At 44.2% G+C, this 16,401-nt stretch carries 18 protein-coding genes; 1 reads left to right on the top strand and 17 read right to left on the bottom strand.

Features of this window, described 5'->3' with window-relative positions; genetic code table 11:
• Positions 1-325 (top strand): IS630 family transposase (locus G519_RS51610; RefSeq protein ID WP_029194453.1); only part of this gene is annotated, 325 nt, incomplete at its 5' end.
• A 23-nt stretch (positions 326-348) separates the two neighbouring features.
• Here G519_RS51610 and G519_RS0112210 read toward each other — a convergent pair.
• The 17 genes from G519_RS0112210 to G519_RS0112290 all read right to left on the bottom strand — a co-directional run bounded on the left by G519_RS0112210 (position 349) and on the right by G519_RS0112290 (position 16,301).
• Entirely contained in the window at positions 349-1,539 is a 1,191-nt protein-coding gene (locus G519_RS0112210) for an alanyl-tRNA editing protein (RefSeq protein ID WP_029194935.1), read from the bottom strand.
• A 37-nt stretch (positions 1,540-1,576) separates the two neighbouring features.
• Positions 1,577-2,215 (bottom strand): ThuA domain-containing protein, encoded by a 639-nt coding sequence (locus tag G519_RS0112215; RefSeq protein ID WP_029194936.1) that lies wholly within the window; start codon positions 2,213-2,215, stop codon positions 1,577-1,579.
• A 25-nt stretch (positions 2,216-2,240) separates the two neighbouring features.
• Complete coding sequence (locus G519_RS0112220; RefSeq protein WP_029194937.1) at positions 2,241-2,966, bottom strand: SDR family NAD(P)-dependent oxidoreductase; 726 nt, start codon at positions 2,964-2,966, stop codon at positions 2,241-2,243.
• Between the two features lie 38 nt (positions 2,967-3,004).
• Entirely contained in the window at positions 3,005-3,763 is a 759-nt protein-coding gene (locus G519_RS0112225) for a class I SAM-dependent methyltransferase (RefSeq protein ID WP_029194938.1), read from the bottom strand.
• 245 nt (positions 3,764-4,008) lie between these two features.
• Positions 4,009-4,791 (bottom strand): phytanoyl-CoA dioxygenase family protein, encoded by a 783-nt coding sequence (locus G519_RS0112230; protein ID WP_036632770.1) that lies wholly within the window; start codon positions 4,789-4,791, stop codon positions 4,009-4,011.
• A gap of 32 nt (positions 4,792-4,823) precedes the next feature.
• Positions 4,824-6,008: a GntR family transcriptional regulator gene (locus tag G519_RS0112235; protein WP_244280099.1), complete on the bottom strand. Its 1,185-nt coding sequence runs from the start codon at positions 6,006-6,008 to the stop codon at positions 4,824-4,826.
• A complete protein-coding gene (locus G519_RS42765; protein WP_051253345.1) occupies positions 5,974-7,182 on the bottom strand; it encodes a trans-sulfuration enzyme family protein in 1,209 nt (402 codons plus the stop codon). The genes G519_RS0112235 and G519_RS42765 overlap by 35 nt, the downstream gene beginning before the upstream one ends.
• Positions 7,182-8,012, bottom strand: coding sequence for a carbohydrate ABC transporter permease (locus G519_RS0112245; protein WP_029194941.1), 831 nt, complete (start codon positions 8,010-8,012; stop codon positions 7,182-7,184). The genes G519_RS42765 and G519_RS0112245 overlap by 1 nt, the downstream gene beginning before the upstream one ends.
• Entirely contained in the window at positions 8,013-8,894 is an 882-nt protein-coding gene (locus G519_RS0112250; RefSeq protein WP_029194942.1) for a carbohydrate ABC transporter permease, read from the bottom strand.
• A 64-nt stretch (positions 8,895-8,958) separates the two neighbouring features.
• Positions 8,959-10,329: an ABC transporter substrate-binding protein gene (locus tag G519_RS0112255; protein ID WP_029194943.1), complete on the bottom strand. Its 1,371-nt coding sequence runs from the start codon at positions 10,327-10,329 to the stop codon at positions 8,959-8,961.
• 136 nt (positions 10,330-10,465) lie between these two features.
• Positions 10,466-10,747, bottom strand: coding sequence for a late competence development ComFB family protein (locus tag G519_RS0112260; RefSeq protein ID WP_029194944.1), 282 nt, complete (start codon positions 10,745-10,747; stop codon positions 10,466-10,468).
• A 243-nt stretch (positions 10,748-10,990) separates the two neighbouring features.
• Positions 10,991-11,536, bottom strand: coding sequence for a DinB family protein (locus G519_RS0112265; protein WP_029194945.1), 546 nt, complete (start codon positions 11,534-11,536; stop codon positions 10,991-10,993).
• 208 nt (positions 11,537-11,744) lie between these two features.
• Positions 11,745-13,220 (bottom strand): phospholipase D-like domain-containing protein, encoded by a 1,476-nt coding sequence (locus tag G519_RS0112270; protein ID WP_029194946.1) that lies wholly within the window; start codon positions 13,218-13,220, stop codon positions 11,745-11,747.
• Between the two features lie 240 nt (positions 13,221-13,460).
• A complete protein-coding gene (locus G519_RS0112275) occupies positions 13,461-13,844 on the bottom strand; it encodes a Rid family detoxifying hydrolase (protein WP_029194947.1) in 384 nt (127 codons plus the stop codon).
• Between the two features lie 174 nt (positions 13,845-14,018).
• A complete protein-coding gene (locus G519_RS0112280; RefSeq protein ID WP_029194948.1) occupies positions 14,019-14,834 on the bottom strand; it encodes a uroporphyrinogen-III synthase in 816 nt (271 codons plus the stop codon).
• 65 nt (positions 14,835-14,899) lie between these two features.
• Complete coding sequence (locus G519_RS0112285) at positions 14,900-15,118, bottom strand: hypothetical protein (RefSeq protein WP_029194949.1); 219 nt, start codon at positions 15,116-15,118, stop codon at positions 14,900-14,902.
• 316 nt (positions 15,119-15,434) lie between these two features.
• Positions 15,435-16,301, bottom strand: a complete 867-nt coding sequence (locus tag G519_RS0112290) for an SDR family oxidoreductase (protein WP_029194950.1) — start codon at positions 16,299-16,301, stop codon at positions 15,435-15,437.
• Between the last annotated feature and the right edge of the window lie 100 nt (positions 16,302-16,401).

Below are 16,401 nucleotides of genomic sequence, written 5' to 3' on the forward strand. Positions count from 1 at the left end.
TGAAGTCTACCCTCAAGGAAAGATTGTGATTGTGCTTGATAATGCCCGTATTCATCATGCCAAGTTGCTCCAACCTTTTTTGGAGGACCATAGCGAGCGTCTTGAACTCGTATTCTTACCTCCTTATAGTCCAGAGTTGAACTTGGTCGAAGGACTTTGGAAATGGTTGAAGTCTGATGTCATTAATAACGTGTTTTTTCATTCCGTCACCGAGATCCGCAAGAAAGTTGCTGGATTTATGGAAAACATAGCTCTCAATGCTCAAACGGTCATTGATCGTCTCTGTCTTCGCTTGGAAAGCGATCATTTCCCTGAACAATTTTAGTTCAACTTATATAGTTCCAAAGTCTAAATCTCCGCCCTTAAGTTCTCATTCACCTGCCGGATTGTGAACTCATAGAAAGCAAAGGCTTCCGCCCAGGTCTGAAATCCTGCCTGCGCGATGATATCACTGCCTCCGCCTTTTCCATTGTATTTTCCTACATATTCTTTGAAGAAGGCACCGCAAGTAAAGGGTGAACTACTGTTATTCGCAAGAATGACTTTGTTCTCCGCAACAGAAGCGAGCAGAATAGGCAAATTACTTTCCGAAGCTAACTTCACCGCCAGACTTTGCAAATCTTTAAGCGTCTTGTCTTCAAAAATTGTTGCTATCAATTTTCCATCGCTGCTGGATAACAGCTCCAGCGCTGTATAAGCATTGTTTTTCTCTTTGAGAGCTGCCAGTTCGGCCTGCAGTTGCTTCTGTTCATTTTCCCACTTTTCAATTCGGTCGATAATCTCGTCTTTACCGGTGTTGAATTTAGAGGACAATGCACCCAAAATCCGCTGGCTTTCATTAAATTCCTTCAGAGCACGGTATCCGCATAAGAAGAAAATCCGAGTATTTCCCTTTTGTTTTTCTGCTTTCAGCAGCTTAATCATACCAATTTCGCCCGTTGATGAGACATGTGTCCCGCCGCAAGCATTGTGTTCCACACCTTTTATCTCGACAATTCGAATATGATCTGTCACTTTGGGCTGTTTCACTAGCTGCAGTTGAGCGACTTCTTCTTGGGTTACAAAATAACTAACAATGCTGTTGTTCAGGTAAATTTGACGGTTCACTTCATTCTCAATGGCAGATAGCTGGTTCAGCGTCAGTTCCGGCAACTCCACGTCAATCGTCGCATAATCGGTACCCAAATGAAAGCTAACTGTCATGGCTTGATAGAGGTCACGGCACACCGCAGAGAGCAGATGCTGGCCGCTATGCTGCTGCATATGGTCGAATCTTCTATTCCAATCAATCTGGCAAGTCACCTTGCTCTCATCGGGTAGTCGTTCCAGCTTGTGCAGCACTTCATCTTCTTCGTTGATTACATCAAGCACAGGAATCCCGTTTATATAGCCAACATCGCAGGGCTGTCCGCCCCCATGTGGATAGAAAGCTGTTTCCTTCAGGATGACATAATACCCATCTTCTCTTTCAAGCGTTTGATGTATGTCTGTTTGCCATTCGGTTACATAAGCGGAATTGTAATAAAGTTTTATGGACATGATGATTTCCTTTCTCTTGCTAGACATTACAAAATCATTAGCTGCTTGCGCTTAACCAACGTGCGCTGTTGAGTATAAGTCGCCTATAAGCATCCGGTTTAAATGATGGAGTATGATGCCCAGGTTGTAAATAGATAACTTTCCCAAGACCGTAAGCTTGCTCCCAGGCAGCTGGATACCTATTTCCTTCAAATTCGTACTCTAGAAATACGGTTTTCTTGGTAAAAGGGTCAAAATCGAACATATAGGGCTCTTCCTCCATGCTGAAGTCCTCGACACCCTCGAGCAATGGATGATTGTCCGCAGATCGATAATAGTCCAGAGATTGGTAAGGGGGGTGGCCTGTAAACTTAGCTCCGATCATCTGAATCAGCTCGTAACTGCGTTGAACTGAAATGCCATTATGGATCACAAGCACGCCGCCTCCACCCGCCACATATTGGATCAAACCTGCTGTTTGTTGCGGAATAAGATCACGGTTCCAGCAATCCGTATACGAAATGCAAAGTGGAAATTGTTTCCGATCCAATGCCGTGAAATGGTTGTAGTCCTCCGTACCCGTAATCAGAAAATCTTCGCCAAGAATACCACTAAGCTCCTGCTTGGCAGGCTCCATTGGATGCCATGGAGCATCTGTCATGTCACCGACCAAAAGTACATTCGTTATATCACTCATGCGCTCTTCACCCTCACCTTTTGATTTACCAAGGCAATTCCTTCCCGGTGTCTGCTTCAAGATAAACCGGTTTTTCGCGCAGCGTATCTTTATATTCCTCTATTCGTTTTAAAATATTATCAGCCGCTTGTTCCGCTGTATACGTACCCGCCTCGTTCCATGTGCCGCTCATAAACGTTTTGACCCAACCAGGATGGAGGATGAGGACACGTCCGCCTTCTTTTCGAATCTGGTTGTGGATGATCATGGAACCCATATTGAGCGCGGCTTTGGCCATACAATACCCGAACCACGCTTCACGCCCGCTATTGCCAATGCTGCCAGCTTCCGAAGAAATATTGACAATTAGCTTGCCGCCATCCATGATAGGCTCAATTAAGGCGTTTGACATTCGGATAGCACCGAGGGCCGTTACGTTGTAAACACGCTGAATTTCATCGAAATCGAGCTCGTCTTTCACTGTTTTTTCCGTATCGCCAAGGATAGCCGCATTGTTGATTAAGATATCCAGCTTAGAAGTTTTGCTTTGAATGAAGCTAGCGGCGTTGTTTACACTTTCGTCTGATCCCACGTCCAACACAAATGCGTGCAGCTGATTTGGGAATTGCGCTGCCAATTGGTCTATTTCTGCGTTGGATTCCATGATGCCCCCCGCATAAACCGTATACCCTTCTCGCAATAATGACCTCGTAAGCGCTAGGCCTATCCCTCTATCCGTTCCCGTTACACAAGCCGTTTTATTGTTCGACAATTGAACGTCCTCCTCCGTATAGATTGATCGCGCTTTTACTAAACCTCTCCCCAATATACCTCCGTTTCATAGTCGAAGCGCACATTTCCATCCTGCTCATGCCGTTCGAAAATATGCTGCAATTCCGTCATCATCGGCGCATAATTGGGGTGCCCAGCTACGGGAATATAGGAAGAGGACATCAACCTCCCCTTCAAACCTTCCAAATCGAAAACCTGAGTAATCGTGAATCGTTCAACCTGCATACTTTCGTTCTTGAAGAAAGACGCCAGCGTTTCCTGCGATATATTTTTATGAGTAACTTTTGTATAATCGCTTCCAAATGTACGGAGCAATAAGTCGTACTCTTCTCTGAATGCATTGCCATGTTCAAGACGCGAGTTCCAGATCAAGAGCACCTTCCCGCCAGGCTTTAGAATCCGATGGAATTCGGCTTGTGCAGCCGTGCGATCAAACCAATGAAACGCTTGGGCACAAACAATAAAGTCAACAGACGCATCTGGTAAACCAGTCGCTTCAGCAGAACCCGACACGGTTCGAAAATTGGCATCTCCGTTTAACATTTGCTCAGCGGCTTCCCGCATCGCTTGATTCGGTTCAACAGCGATGACTTGGCTCCCTCTTTGCAAGAGCAGCTTTGAAAAAATACCAGTCCCTGCGCCGATGTCCGCAACTACTGCATTTGCGCGCAGACCAACGACGTCGTACAAATAATCAATAGCCTCTTTCGGATAACTCGGGCGGAATTTCACATAGGTATCAACACGATTCGAAAAACGGTCTTTAGGATTATTCATCTCATACCTCTCCCATCATCATAAATATCCTGCCTAAGAACAAAGCGGCTTACTGTTGTGAGTAAATTGTTGAGTTAATTATTGAGTTCAGAATTGAACAATATTGTTTCACTTAATGAAACAACGTTTCACAATTTACATCTCTATCATATTCAATTATTTGGCAAAAGTCCATAACAAATACATGGCTTTACAACACAAAAAACGACCGCTAAACGCGCGGCCATTCAAGCTTTTTTTCAACCTCAACCATTCTCGAATTCGGCGGGATAGCTAGCTCCAAAGGGCGCATCCGGTCTTGTAAATTGTCCCATTAAATAACGGCGTGTTGGTGTTGTGCGATCTAAGAATTCTTGATTATTCTCGAAACGATCTGAGCATCGGACCCACGGCGGACTATAAATATAGTGCATCGTATACCGGTCGTAATCACCATCATGAGCAAAAGTCCGATGCCAGACGGCATTATGAAAAAATAAGACCGATCCTGCCGGTGCGCAGATGACATGACCAATCGGCACATCATCCTTGGCTGTTCGAATCGTACTTGGAAGACGTACTTGGCTTCTATGGCTGCCTGGGATCATCTCCATATTCCCGGTTCTTGGGATGGATTGGTCCGTCAATAAGAAGGAAGCTCGCAGCTGAATCAGAGGAATTGGATATCCGAGTTTACTAAACTCGTAGGCCCCTGACCCGTCCTGATGCCATCCCCCCACCCCGCCGAAAGCCGGCTGTTTGGTACACCAGGCGGATTGTAAAATGAAGCGATCTCCGTAAAGTGCCCTAACTTTGGGCAATATAGCAGGATGATCCATCAATCGCTCCAAAGCGGATTCCGATTCATAGCCTTTTCCCACCTGTGCCCAACCTTTAGCACCCTCTGACTCGTGAAAGCGGATGGATGCTTCCAAGCATTCCTTCACCTCATCTTCTGAGAGTACGTTAGGAATAATCAGATAGCCCCATGATTCAAACATAAATTGATCAAGTTCCGTAAATTCTCCTGGGCTGGATATAGGATTCATCGAATATATCCTCCTTATTTTAAACAATTGATTTATTTCTTAACCGATCGTTCTTCCGTGGATTCCCCTATCATTAAGGCTGATTTTACGATCACTTTACTTGGCTCCGTCAAACTCTCCTGGTTATTCAACAGTTTAAGCAGGAGATCAGCCGATTTAGCACCAATTTCCAGCTCATGCTGGTCAATATGTGTGAAGGTAGGGATTCCGTCTAGCTCTGATGAGGGGTTATCGTACGTTATAATGGAGAGGTCGCGCGGTACCTTCATTCCCAGTTTTTTAACCATACTGGCTACATGCAAGCCCAACTTCAAATTCAAAGTAATGAACGCGGTTGCTGTGCGATATTTGAGATAATGATATAACGGGTGCTTTTCGATATGGATCGTATCCGTCACTTGAAAATCTGTCACAATTAAGGCCGGGTTAATCATCGAGCCTTTTTGTTTCAGTGCCTCCATATAACCCCGAATGCGCTCGTCGACGGTCACTGTATGGATCGAAATATCAGAGCAAATTGCAATGTCCCTATGGCCTTGCTCCCACAGATGGTTAACTGCCAATTGAGCGCTCATCCAATTATCCGAACAGACACAATGCGTATCAAAGCCTGGCAAATAGCGATCAATGAGCACGAACGGAAATTTCCGCAGTTTCAGTACCAAGATTTCTTCGTTGTACGTTTCTGCGTCAATTGGAAAAATAATAAGACCAACGGCCCCATTCTTAATCAGCTCTTGAATCGCTTCCTTTTCCTTCTCCTTACTATTGTGTGTTAGCATAATCGACACATAATAATCGGTGTTCGAGAGCACGGAGTTGATTCCCTTCAATAATCGGATAGCAAAGAAATCCTCCAGTAAGGGTAGAACGAAGCCGATCATTTTACGTGAGGGTGCACGCTCATCCAACTCCTTCATTTCCGTAGAATCAAGCTGCTTGATCTCCAACTCATTTGCTTTCGTGCAGGATTCAGGACTAACGAAGCTTCCTCTCCCCGGTATCCGGTAAATCCATCCGTCCTTTGCCAGCTGCGTAAACGCATTGGAAACCGTCATTCGACTGACGCCGAATTGCTCCATCAGCTGCTTTTCCGTTGGAAATTTATCATTTGCCTCCATATCGCCCAATTGGATCAACTGTTTAAAGTGCTCTTGAATCTGCAAGTATAGCGGTTGTCGTTCATCCGTCCTGGCTGATACCCGCATTCTGCTCATATATCTCCCCCTCTGAAGGGCTCTGTGTGATAGACCGCCATGCTTCCTCCATATCCCGAATTATATCGCCTGGATCCTCGGAGCCTATATAGAGTCGAACAAGCGAACCTATTTGCTGATCATTACTCGTTAAGACATTTACATTGATTAAACTTTCGAAACCACCCCAGCTAGCTCCTATTCGGAAAAAGTGCAGACGGTCCGCCCAAGACCTTAATTTGACAACCGACTCATCGGACTCAAATGAAAATAAACTGCTGTAGCCTGACATCTGCGTACAAGCCAGCTCATGCTGAGGGTGGTTGGTTAACCCCGGATGGTTAACCTTCCGGACATAATGCTGCCTGGTTAAATATTCGGCGACCTTCAGACCGCTCGCTTCATGCCTCTGCATCCGCATGGGCAATGTACGCAGCCCCCGCGTCACCAAACCTGCGGTCTGTGGCGTCATAATGCCGCCAAACAACATATATTCCTTCGACATGAGCGGGTCCATGACGCGATGGGAGCCAACCACAACACCCCCCAAGCAATCGCTATGTCCTGATATGTACTTCGTGATCGAATGGACGACGAGGCTAACCCCCATCGTTAGCGGATTCTGATGGCAAGGCGTCGCCCACGAATTGTCGAGAATCGTTTCTGCTCCTATACTTTGGGCCAGTTCAACACAACTTCGTATATCCTGCAGCTGGAACATCATGCTAGTCGGACTTTCCAAATACAGCAGTTTGGTATTAGGACGAACCGCACGCTTCCAGTTTTCCAATGAGCTGCCATCGACAAAGGTCGTTTCGACCCCAAACTTTTGCAGGTAGACGCCTAGAAATTCACGTGTCGGTCCGTACGCTTGATGCGTGCAGATGACATGGTCACCTTGTTTGACAATGGACATAATCGCAGACGAGATTGCCGCCATTCCAGATGCAAAGCACTTGGCTCTCTCCCCTTGCTCCAGTTGAGCGAGCTTGTCCTCCAGGTACCTCACCGTCGGATTATTGCCTCTGGAATACACGAAGTTTTCTTGCTCATCAAGTCTAGCCAAGTTGAATTCCTCGTACGTATCGAACGAAAATAAACTCGTCTGATAAATAGGAACACTGATGGCGCCGTGATGACGATCATCGTGCGCATCATGCGACACGATAGAGTACAGGTTCTCCTTTTCGCTCACTACCCCTTCACCGCCCCTTGGGTTAATCCTTCTACAATAAATCGCTGTGCAAGGGCAAATAACAGTATCGTCGGGAGTACAGACAGCACAGTTCCGGCGGACATGGAGCCCCAATCGACATTAAATTTGAGGATAAAAGAATTCATCGCTACCGGCAGTGTCTTTAACGATTCGTTATCGATAAACATGACAGCCAAGAATAGCTCGTTCCAGTTCTGGACGAAGGCAAATATGAACATCGAGGAAATGCCCGGCATCATGATCGGGATAATGACTCGCATGAGCGCAGACAGCTGGGAACAGCCGTCGATCATGGCCGCTTCCTCCAGATTGGACGGAATTCGCTGGAAGAAGCCTCGCAGCATAATTGTGGAGAACGGGATCAAGATGACCGTGTACATGAGGATCAATGAAATTCGCTGATTGAGCAGATGCAAGTTAGACATCATCATGTAAAGCGGAGCCAGCGCAATGAATCCAGGAAGCATCTGCGTGACGAAGAATGCGAGCATGATTTGCTTGTGGCCGCGAAACCGGAATCGAGCGAGTACATAAGCGCTGCAAATGGCGATCACGATAACGATAAGAGCTGAAGAAATCGAGACGAGAAGACTATTGGCAATATACACATTAAACTTAGACAATTTGAAAATGTTGATGTAATTTTGCAGCGTGAATTGCTCGGGCCAGTAATGAACGGGATAACTGAATATTTCCTTTTGCGGCTTTAACGAAGTGATGACAATCCAGTATAACGGGAACACCATCACGACTAAATACACGGATAGAAAGGCAACTTTGATGAGCCGATACCCGTAATTTCGTTTCATTTAGAAGTCACCTACCTTCTCCGACTTAGTAACCATCAAATAAAACAAAGTGTACAAAAACAACATAACGATCATAATGACACCGACTGCTGATGCAGCCCCATAATCGCCGTCATAAATAATTTTATTAAGCATCAAGGAAGATAAAATGTGGGTCGCCCCTCCCGGTCCGCCATTCGTCATGCCGTAAATGAGCGTAGGATCGTTAAAGATCCAAATGACCCGCAGCAGCGTTGTGGCGATGATGGTCGGCATGATGTACGGAATCGTCACATATAGCAGCTTTCGATAACCGTTCGCGCCATCGATACTCGCTGCTTCGTACAGCTCTGAAGGGATAGATTGCAGAGCAGCCAGCAGCATGATGGTAAAAAAGGCGATTCCGTACCATACATTAGCTACGATAACGGAGGACATCGCCCATTTCGGATCCGATAAGAACCCGATTCGATCTTCAATAATACCTAGACGCAGTAAAAGATCGTTGATAACACCGATTTGTGAATTAAACAACCATTTCCAAATAAGGCCGATGAGAAATCCCGATAAAGCCCATGGATAAAAAATAAAAGCTTGGTACACGCCTCTTCCCCAGAACTTCTTATTTAGAAACAATGCCAGAATGAATCCTAATAGAAATTGCAAAATAAGGGAGAAAAACACCCAGTAGGCGCTGTTTTTCAAGGCAGCAAGAAATTGATGGTCTTGAAAAGCATCAACGAAGTTTTGCATGCCGACAAAATGCACTTGCTTCAGATTAAACAGCTTGTAACTTTGAAAGGCCATCACCACACCCTTAATGAAGGGATAGTATGTAAAAATCAGCACAAGCAGCAGTGCGGGCAGCAAGCTGGAGAGAATAAATTTTTGCCGTGAACTCACACGAACACCCCCCGGTAAGAAAAAGCGGCAAGCGATGACCGCCCGCCGCTTCCAACTACTTTCGTTATTTTTTCATTCCCGCTTTCTGATCTAACCAAAATTTATCCCATTCCTTCAGAGTGTCGTCACTCGATTTCTTGTCGAGCAAATACGATTGCTGCCCTTTCATGCTCAGCTCTCCCCAGCTCCCATTGCCAGGATATTTGAACGGCGGGGTAAAGTTGACGAAAACATCTGCTTTTGCAGTCATATCTAACAGCGTCTTGTAAGGACCTGCTTGGAAGAACGTATCCGCTGTCGCCGATGTATGAATCGGAATGGTGCCAATTTGCTTGGAAAATTCTGTATTTTCTTTCGGGCTCGAGAGATATGCGATCAGTTTCCAAGCTTCATTCTTACTTTTGGAATTCGCTGTAACGCCCCATCCAGCAGCTCCTGTACTGACCAGTGATTTGCCGTTAGGTCCAAGCGGCATCGCTGCCGTTTCTAATGTTTTGGGATCCATTTTATCCTGAAGAACCTTGATGACGTCTGGGTCCTGGAGCAAAATGCCGGTTACCCCAGAAGTAAATGCTTGAACCTGATCTTGGAAGCCCCAGTTGATCGAGTCCGGCGGCGATGCCTCTTTATAAAGCTTTTTGTACAGCTCTAATGCCTGCTTAGCTTCAGGTGTGCTGTATACCGACTTGCCATCCTTCGTAAACGGCGCATCGTCGAGATTCATAACTTTATCGTTATAATCATAGATCATATGATCGAAGTTGCCGTTAGCTCCCGGACCTCCGCGGAACGAGAAACCGTACCGGTTTTGCTTCGGATCGGTCAGCTTCTTGGCTGAATCGACCAGTTCTTCCCACGTCTTCGGTGCAGTAAGCCCCTTGGCGTCGAACCAATCTTTCCGATAAAACATTTGTCTTTGATAAAGAGCATTCGCGATAAAGTAGAGTTTGCCGTTATTCGAGCCAACCACTTTGGACGTACCAGAGAGCGTCTTACTGTCCGCCCAACTTGATGCGTAGGTATCCAATGGTTCCAAATAACCATTATTCACATACTCAGCAATGTTCAGATCCCGTACCTCCAGAATGTCGAGCTCTTGTTTGGCGGCAAGCATGGTTCTAATTTTGTTGTCCGCTTGATCGAATGGCGGGGAAATGAGTTCCACTTTAATGTTTGGATTGTCTTTTTGAAATCTAGCTATGGCATCTTGAAGCAGTTTGGTGCGTTCCGGGCTCGTTAAACTTTCAATCATATGAAGCGTTACTTGCTTGGCAGGAGGCTCAGTGCTCTTCACGCTCTCACTTGGCGCTGGCGTATTTCCGCTTGGCGTTGCCGTATTCTCGGTGCTTCCACTCCCACTACACCCTGCTAAGGTACCCAACAACATAACGCCGGCAAACATAGTTGTCCATCCTTTGACCACAGCTGCCCCCATATCTGACGCCCTCCTCAATTTAGTCATATTCAACTATATTGTCTTAATTAAATAGATATGTCTTAATGCTGCCGCTTTGTTTAATAAATAAAAAAACGCTAATGACATTCCGATGTCATCAGCGTTTTATTTCTTCTTATACCCCTTCATGAACAACATGGTTTTGATTATGCTCAACGACAAGAGCAGCTCGCATGAGCTCTCTCATGACATCGGATTGCAGTTGTGGATTTAAATAGAGGGTTTTGATGTATAGCTGGCCTTTTTCACTTGACGTGTATTTAGGAGGTATGCGATTTAAAACTAGAGCCATTATATCCTCTTTGCAATGCTGACATCCGCATTTGATCTCATAACTCTTTTGAAACTCTTCATATAAATTGCTAACGATCGTTTCTACTGCATTAACTAATCCCATATTTGATCAGACTCCTCTCTACCGGCTTTTACCTTAGTAAACTATCGACTCTAGTATTCAATCATTAGCCTTTGATTAAAGTCTTATATTCTTATTCAAACATGAATATGTTTAGTAAGTGTTAGGCTGTTATAAATCCGCTTTAACGGACATTTCCTTTTCCGCGAACTCCTTAAACACGCTCTATCTTTAGAAATAAAAAACGAGTGAGCTCTTATAATGAGCTCCCTCATTTAGTTGATTTTACACGGTTTCCATGCTATTTAAGAATGCTTTCAACCGCTCTAATTGAAGAAGATGATGGCGATAATGCATCTCAATAAGTGCAAACCATTCTTTCGCGTTAAGCGCTCCTAATCTCGGATGCATCGAGGTAAATCTCGGAGATAAATCCTCAATTAAAGGCTCGATTTCTTTCATTCTTTGGAGTACCGCATGCATGCCATCGGTGATCTGCTGTTTACTAGCTGGCTGCTCGGGCGTATATTGCGGAGAAGCTGGAACCCTAATGCGTTCAGGAGGAAAACCGCCAAGCCTAAAGACGGCTTCTCCCGCTTCCGTTTTTTCTCCTGCAGATTCGACTGCATTTGAGCTCTGACTTAGGCATTTCTCAACGTTGGCAATCTGCATGTAAAGAGCTGTTTTGACGAGATGGAGGTACAACTGTCCAAGCGACCATTCATTCTCGTTTGGCTGGAGCTTTAGTTGCTCTAAGTCAAGTGAATTTAATTCGTCTAGGTAATGGTGCGTATGTTCCTCAATTCGTTCCAAAATTACGGCTGTATTCATCATATTATTAGCTCCTCTCGAATCTTTTAACTTAAGTATACAAAACACTACTGACAACTGTATGTCAGTAGTGTTTTTGCGTTTTATGACTATCTCCTTAAATTTCCCGCTTGTAAGTAATTACAAATTGAACAGACTCATAGGAATAAAATCAAAACAAGCAGGTCGCCATGGCTCCCTGCTCGTTAGTGTCTTTTCGAAATATGTTCTATAACAAAGGGGAAAATAGGCGCGCTGTTTGCTCGATTATGCGCTGTGGATAGGAACGCTGTATCAATTCTTCCATTTTCAAAGGTACGGAATCAAGGAGATCACGCTCGAATTGCTCTGTGAGTTCGCGTCCCACATCGGCACTGTATAAGAGTTCAATGACCTCGAAATTCAAACGAAAACTTCGCATATCGTAATTCGCCGAACCTACGCCAGCCATTTCTTCATCAATGATCATTACCTTTGCGTGAAGCACGTCTTTCTCATACATATAAATTTGAACTCCTGCTTCAATCAATTCTCCATAATATGTACGGCTCGCAGGTCCCACGATTTTGGGAGTAACATGACGTGGAACCAGCAATCTTACACGCACACCGCGTGCCACGGCTGTCTTCAACGCCATAGTGATATCTGATTCAGGCACAAAGTAAGGCGTGGTAATATCTATGGACTTAGTCGCTTGAGTCAGACAAATGAAGTAAGCCTGCCGGATAACTTCAGTCGGAATTCCAGGATTACTCTCTAATGTTTGCATGTATGCATAGTGCAGCGACTCTGTGCCAGAAACGGGATCAACGCCCGCATCCAATTCCGCACCCCATTCTTCCGACCATCCGGAAAGTGAAACTTTGGCAGTTGGAATGATTTGCTTTGACCTATTTCTTATACCCTGTTTAGCCTTTTGCGGAATCTTTTCCTTTGAAGCAATATCCCAATGGACATCGAATATTGTCCGCAGATCAATTGCAACTTCTCCGACTAATCGCATATGAGTATCACGCCAAAAGCCTACGTCCGGCTTTAATCCTGTATACTCATCCCCTACATTGATACCACCTGTGAAAGCTTCGATTCCATCAATGACGACAATCTTACAATGATCCCGATAAGTCAAAGTGGGTATCCAAGGAAAACTCAATGGAAATATCGTCCGGCATTCAATTCCGGCATCCATCATCCGATTGATCACATGTTTAGGAAATTTTTTACTCCCCCATCCGTCTCTAATGAAACGGATCTTCACGCCAGCTTCGGCTCGTTCAATCAGGATATCCGTCATTCGTTTGCCAATCTGGTCATCCCGATATATGTAATACTCTACTTCTACGGTGCTTTGTGCATTCTTAAGGGATGCGATAAGTTTCTCATAGGTTTCTATGCCGTTCGTAAGCAACTGAACTCGGCCACTCCTAAGTCCATGCACCGTCAACTGACTTACAGATTGAGCGATGATGGAGGAAGCTGGACTGAACGAATCAGGTAATGGATCTGACACATTGCTCGGAGAAGTGAGTCTCTCTTTACGAATATGAATTGGGTTTGCAATGATGAGATATATGACGTATCCAAGAACAGGAAATATCAGACCAATTGCTAGCCAATTCAAAGCTTTTTCCGGACGACGTACTTCACGGATCGCTACGATTAACATAAAGATTGTATTCAAAACGTAAAGTCCAATAAACCCCATGAAATAGCCCCCCAAAGTTATATTCAAAGCACAACATATAGTAATAAACATCCAAAAACTTTCACAACAAAGCTTTTTCTTATGATTCACATACGCAACGAATTGCATACTAACTATTGGAAAGCACTTTTACTGATGAATAAAAAAACCGCTTATTTCCTGTTAAAGGAATTAAGCGGTATCCGAATCAAAATCAACAACTCTATGTTTTGATCAAATGGTTTAAAGAATTGAATGGAACTACTCTATTATTTCAATCACAGCTATTGCATCAATTTGAACCATAAAACCCATATTTGCCGGTCCTATAGTTCGAGCTGGGTATGGTTTTGAGAAGTACTCTTTGTAAATCAAATTAAATTCATCGAAGTCTGCTCCTTCTCCAAGGAAGACAGTTACTTTTACAACATCTTTCAAAGCAGCGCCCGATTCTTCTAAAATTGCTTTAAGGTTTTCTAATGCCCTTCTCGCTTGTTCTTCTAATGTATTTCCTACTAACTCACCTGTTTCAGGATCAAAAGGACCTTGTCCAGCTACGTATACTGTATTACCTACTTTAATTGCCTGCGAATAGGGCATTCCTTCAGGTTTTTGTGCTTTCTCTGTAAAAATAACTTCTTTCATGGTATACCTCCCAATAGTTTGGATGCAACCTTTTGATTTAACTCAAAGAGTTGGTTTAGTAGCTTTCTCTATATATTCCTCCCGTTGATTAATTCAATAAATCCTAAGTTTTTGTAAATTTTGCTCAATGAACGCTCTACGGAAGCCTCATGTATGAAACCTGTTTGGTCCGAATCAAGGTAAATATTGATTTTCATAGTACTTGACTATTTCAATCACCATGGCCCCCATCCGTTCGATTTCAGGTACTATGACATGCGCCAGCCCTTCTTCTCTCAACGCTTCTTCCGTTACTTTGCCAACCGCTACTGCACGGACACGTGAGTTGAACGATTCTCTGACTGTATCTGCGAACCCTTGACGTTTCGCATAGTTAAACAAATATCGCACCTGCACCGCGGTAGTGAAACAAACAGCGTCTATCGAACTCGTTGAAAGCTCATGACACAGCATCTCCAAAGTAGATGATTCCGGTTCAACATGCCGATAAGGCAGCAGTTGAATCACGTTCGCGCCTCGATTCTCTAAGAATTGGATCAAATCGGGCTGAGGTTCGCCATGTAACTGGACAACGACTGTTTGTCCCGCGAAATCGCAAAGGTTCATACTTCGAATTAAACCTTGCGTTGTTCCATCCTCATCAACAATTTCAGGTTTTATGTCCAATTTTTTAAGTAAAGCATACGTCTTATAACCGCGTGCCGATACCTTCGCTTCTTTCAATTTTTGAATCAATGCGGCATGAATTCGTAAGCGTTCTGCAGCACCCAGCAGCGTATCCGTTCCGGTCCCTGTTGTAAGAACAAACCAATCAATCTTATTATTCACGCAAAATAATAATTCTCGTTCTATCGCCGACTCATCAAAATATAAAAGACCTTGCAAAGAACGAATAACAGGGGTCCCCCCCTGCTTCTCAATTAAAAGGCTCATTTCCTCTATTTTTCTAGAGCCCGCAATTACGATTTTTTTGTTGCTCAGCTTTCCCATGTACGATGAATCCCCCTTTTTAAAATGACCACGCTTCGCATTGGTTAACGAAGGCGTGGTCATTATTAACCGATCGAATACCGAATATAAGCTAGTAAGGCTAACAATCCTGCAGCAATTGAAATTACGTAGAAAGATGTAAGCCGAACCCATTTGACCTCTGTTTTTTGGAAATAGGTTTGATCGCCTTCCCGATTCTTACGAGAAAAACCAACCATAAAGGTAACGATTAAACCAAATAATAGTATGATTGAAAATATCCCAAAATAGATATACATATTCATAAAATAACCACCTTATCTTTGTAAATTGGTCCTTCGGTGAAAATTATAGCGGAATTTGATCCGAAAATCATCAACCACTTTCGTGCTATTTATACCATCCAATTTCTAAACTAGTGCAAATGGCACTGTTATTCTTTTACTATTTAGAGAAAATCGATGGGAAATCATATGGAACTAGCTCATATAAATTCTGATATGACCAAAAGGACCTCCCACTATTGGCGGAAGTCCTTATGAATACGTTCTTTAAGGTAGATCCCCCTCAAGGTTTATAACCCTTTTGGGACATCCCCTTAATTGCTTATTTATGCTCGTTTTATGACTTCAATCCGCTCACAAGCTCTTCAATCGCTTCACTCAGTGGTGTAACTGGACGGCCAAGAAGTGTCGGAAGATCATTGCTTTCTAGGTCTAAAGCGCCATCCCTTATCGCACTTTGGATAGCAACTAGAATGGGAACGACTTGCTCAGGAACTCCTGCACCAGCCATGATTTTACCGTAAGTCTCATCGTCAACATACTGAATAGGAACTTCACGATCAAGGACCTTAGATAGAATCGCCGCAAGGTCATCATGCGTGATTGGTGTTCCGGAGAGCTCATAAACCGTATTTTCATGTCCGTTACCTGTAAGAACATTTGCTGCTGCTTGTGCATAATCGCCGCGAGAAGCCCACCCTACTTTGCCAGCTCCTGCCGAAGTCACAAGCGGTGCGCCAGCTAATACGCCTTGTATCGTACCAATCTCATTCTCGATGTACCAGTTATTACGCAGGAATGCGTAGGGAATTCCCGTGTTACGAATCGCTTCTTCTGTCGCACGATGTACGGGTACTAGAAACAGTGAGCTTTCCTCTGCGTTTGTGGCACTTGTGTATGCAATGAAACCAACCCCAGCGCGCTCAGCCGCAGATACTGCTGCTAAATGTTGACGAATGCGAGTTTCGTTATCCCCTTGCGTCGAAACGATAAGCAAGCGGTCAACGCCAGCGAAAGCTTTATCTAGCGATGCTGGATCATCAAAATCACCATGGCGAACCTCAACTCCCCGCGAACGTAAATCGGATGCTTTCTCCGTATCTCTTACGCTAACAGCTACTCTTTCAGCTGGTACGGATGCAAGTAATGCCTCCACCACTTTCGATCCCAATTGTCCTGTAGCACCTGTTACTAAAATTTTCATTTGCAAAAACCTCCATCGGATTATTTAATAATGAGTTAGAATCACCTTAGTTATAACCAATATGGTTACAACTAAGTTATAAAAATTAGCTCATTTAAGA

Source organism: Paenibacillus alginolyticus DSM 5050 = NBRC 15375 (assembly GCF_000422905.1).
GTDB lineage: Bacteria > Bacillota > Bacilli > Paenibacillales > NBRC-103111 > Paenibacillus_E > Paenibacillus_E alginolyticus.

Excerpts from the sequence above, each read along its gene's own strand:
- G519_RS0112255 (WP_029194943.1), bottom strand. The coding sequence starts at position 10,329 with ATGGGGGCAGCTGTGGTCAAAGGATGGACAACTATGTTTGCCGGCGTT.
- G519_RS0112265 (WP_029194945.1), bottom strand. The coding sequence starts at position 11,536 with ATGAATACAGCCGTAATTTTGGAACGAATTGAGGAACATACGCACCAT.
- G519_RS0112260 (WP_029194944.1), bottom strand. The coding sequence starts at position 10,747 with ATGGGATTAGTTAATGCAGTAGAAACGATCGTTAGCAATTTATATGAA.
- G519_RS0112230 (WP_036632770.1), bottom strand. The coding sequence starts at position 4,791 with ATGAATCCTATATCCAGCCCAGGAGAATTTACGGAACTTGATCAATTT.
- G519_RS0112225 (WP_029194938.1), bottom strand. The coding sequence starts at position 3,763 with ATGAATAATCCTAAAGACCGTTTTTCGAATCGTGTTGATACCTATGTG.
- G519_RS0112285 (WP_029194949.1), bottom strand. The coding sequence starts at position 15,118 with ATGAATATGTATATCTATTTTGGGATATTTTCAATCATACTATTATTT.
- G519_RS0112215 (WP_029194936.1), bottom strand. The coding sequence starts at position 2,215 with ATGAGTGATATAACGAATGTACTTTTGGTCGGTGACATGACAGATGCT.
- G519_RS0112275 (WP_029194947.1), bottom strand. The coding sequence starts at position 13,844 with ATGAAAGAAGTTATTTTTACAGAGAAAGCACAAAAACCTGAAGGAATG.
- G519_RS0112210 (WP_029194935.1), bottom strand. The coding sequence starts at position 1,539 with ATGTCCATAAAACTTTATTACAATTCCGCTTATGTAACCGAATGGCAA.
- G519_RS0112280 (WP_029194948.1), bottom strand. The coding sequence starts at position 14,834 with ATGGGAAAGCTGAGCAACAAAAAAATCGTAATTGCGGGCTCTAGAAAA.
- G519_RS0112290 (WP_029194950.1), bottom strand. The coding sequence starts at position 16,301 with ATGAAAATTTTAGTAACAGGTGCTACAGGACAATTGGGATCGAAAGTG.
- G519_RS0112235 (WP_244280099.1), bottom strand. The coding sequence starts at position 6,008 with ATGAGCAGAATGCGGGTATCAGCCAGGACGGATGAACGACAACCGCTA.
- G519_RS0112270 (WP_029194946.1), bottom strand. The coding sequence starts at position 13,220 with ATGGGGTTTATTGGACTTTACGTTTTGAATACAATCTTTATGTTAATC.
- G519_RS0112245 (WP_029194941.1), bottom strand. The coding sequence starts at position 8,012 with ATGAAACGAAATTACGGGTATCGGCTCATCAAAGTTGCCTTTCTATCC.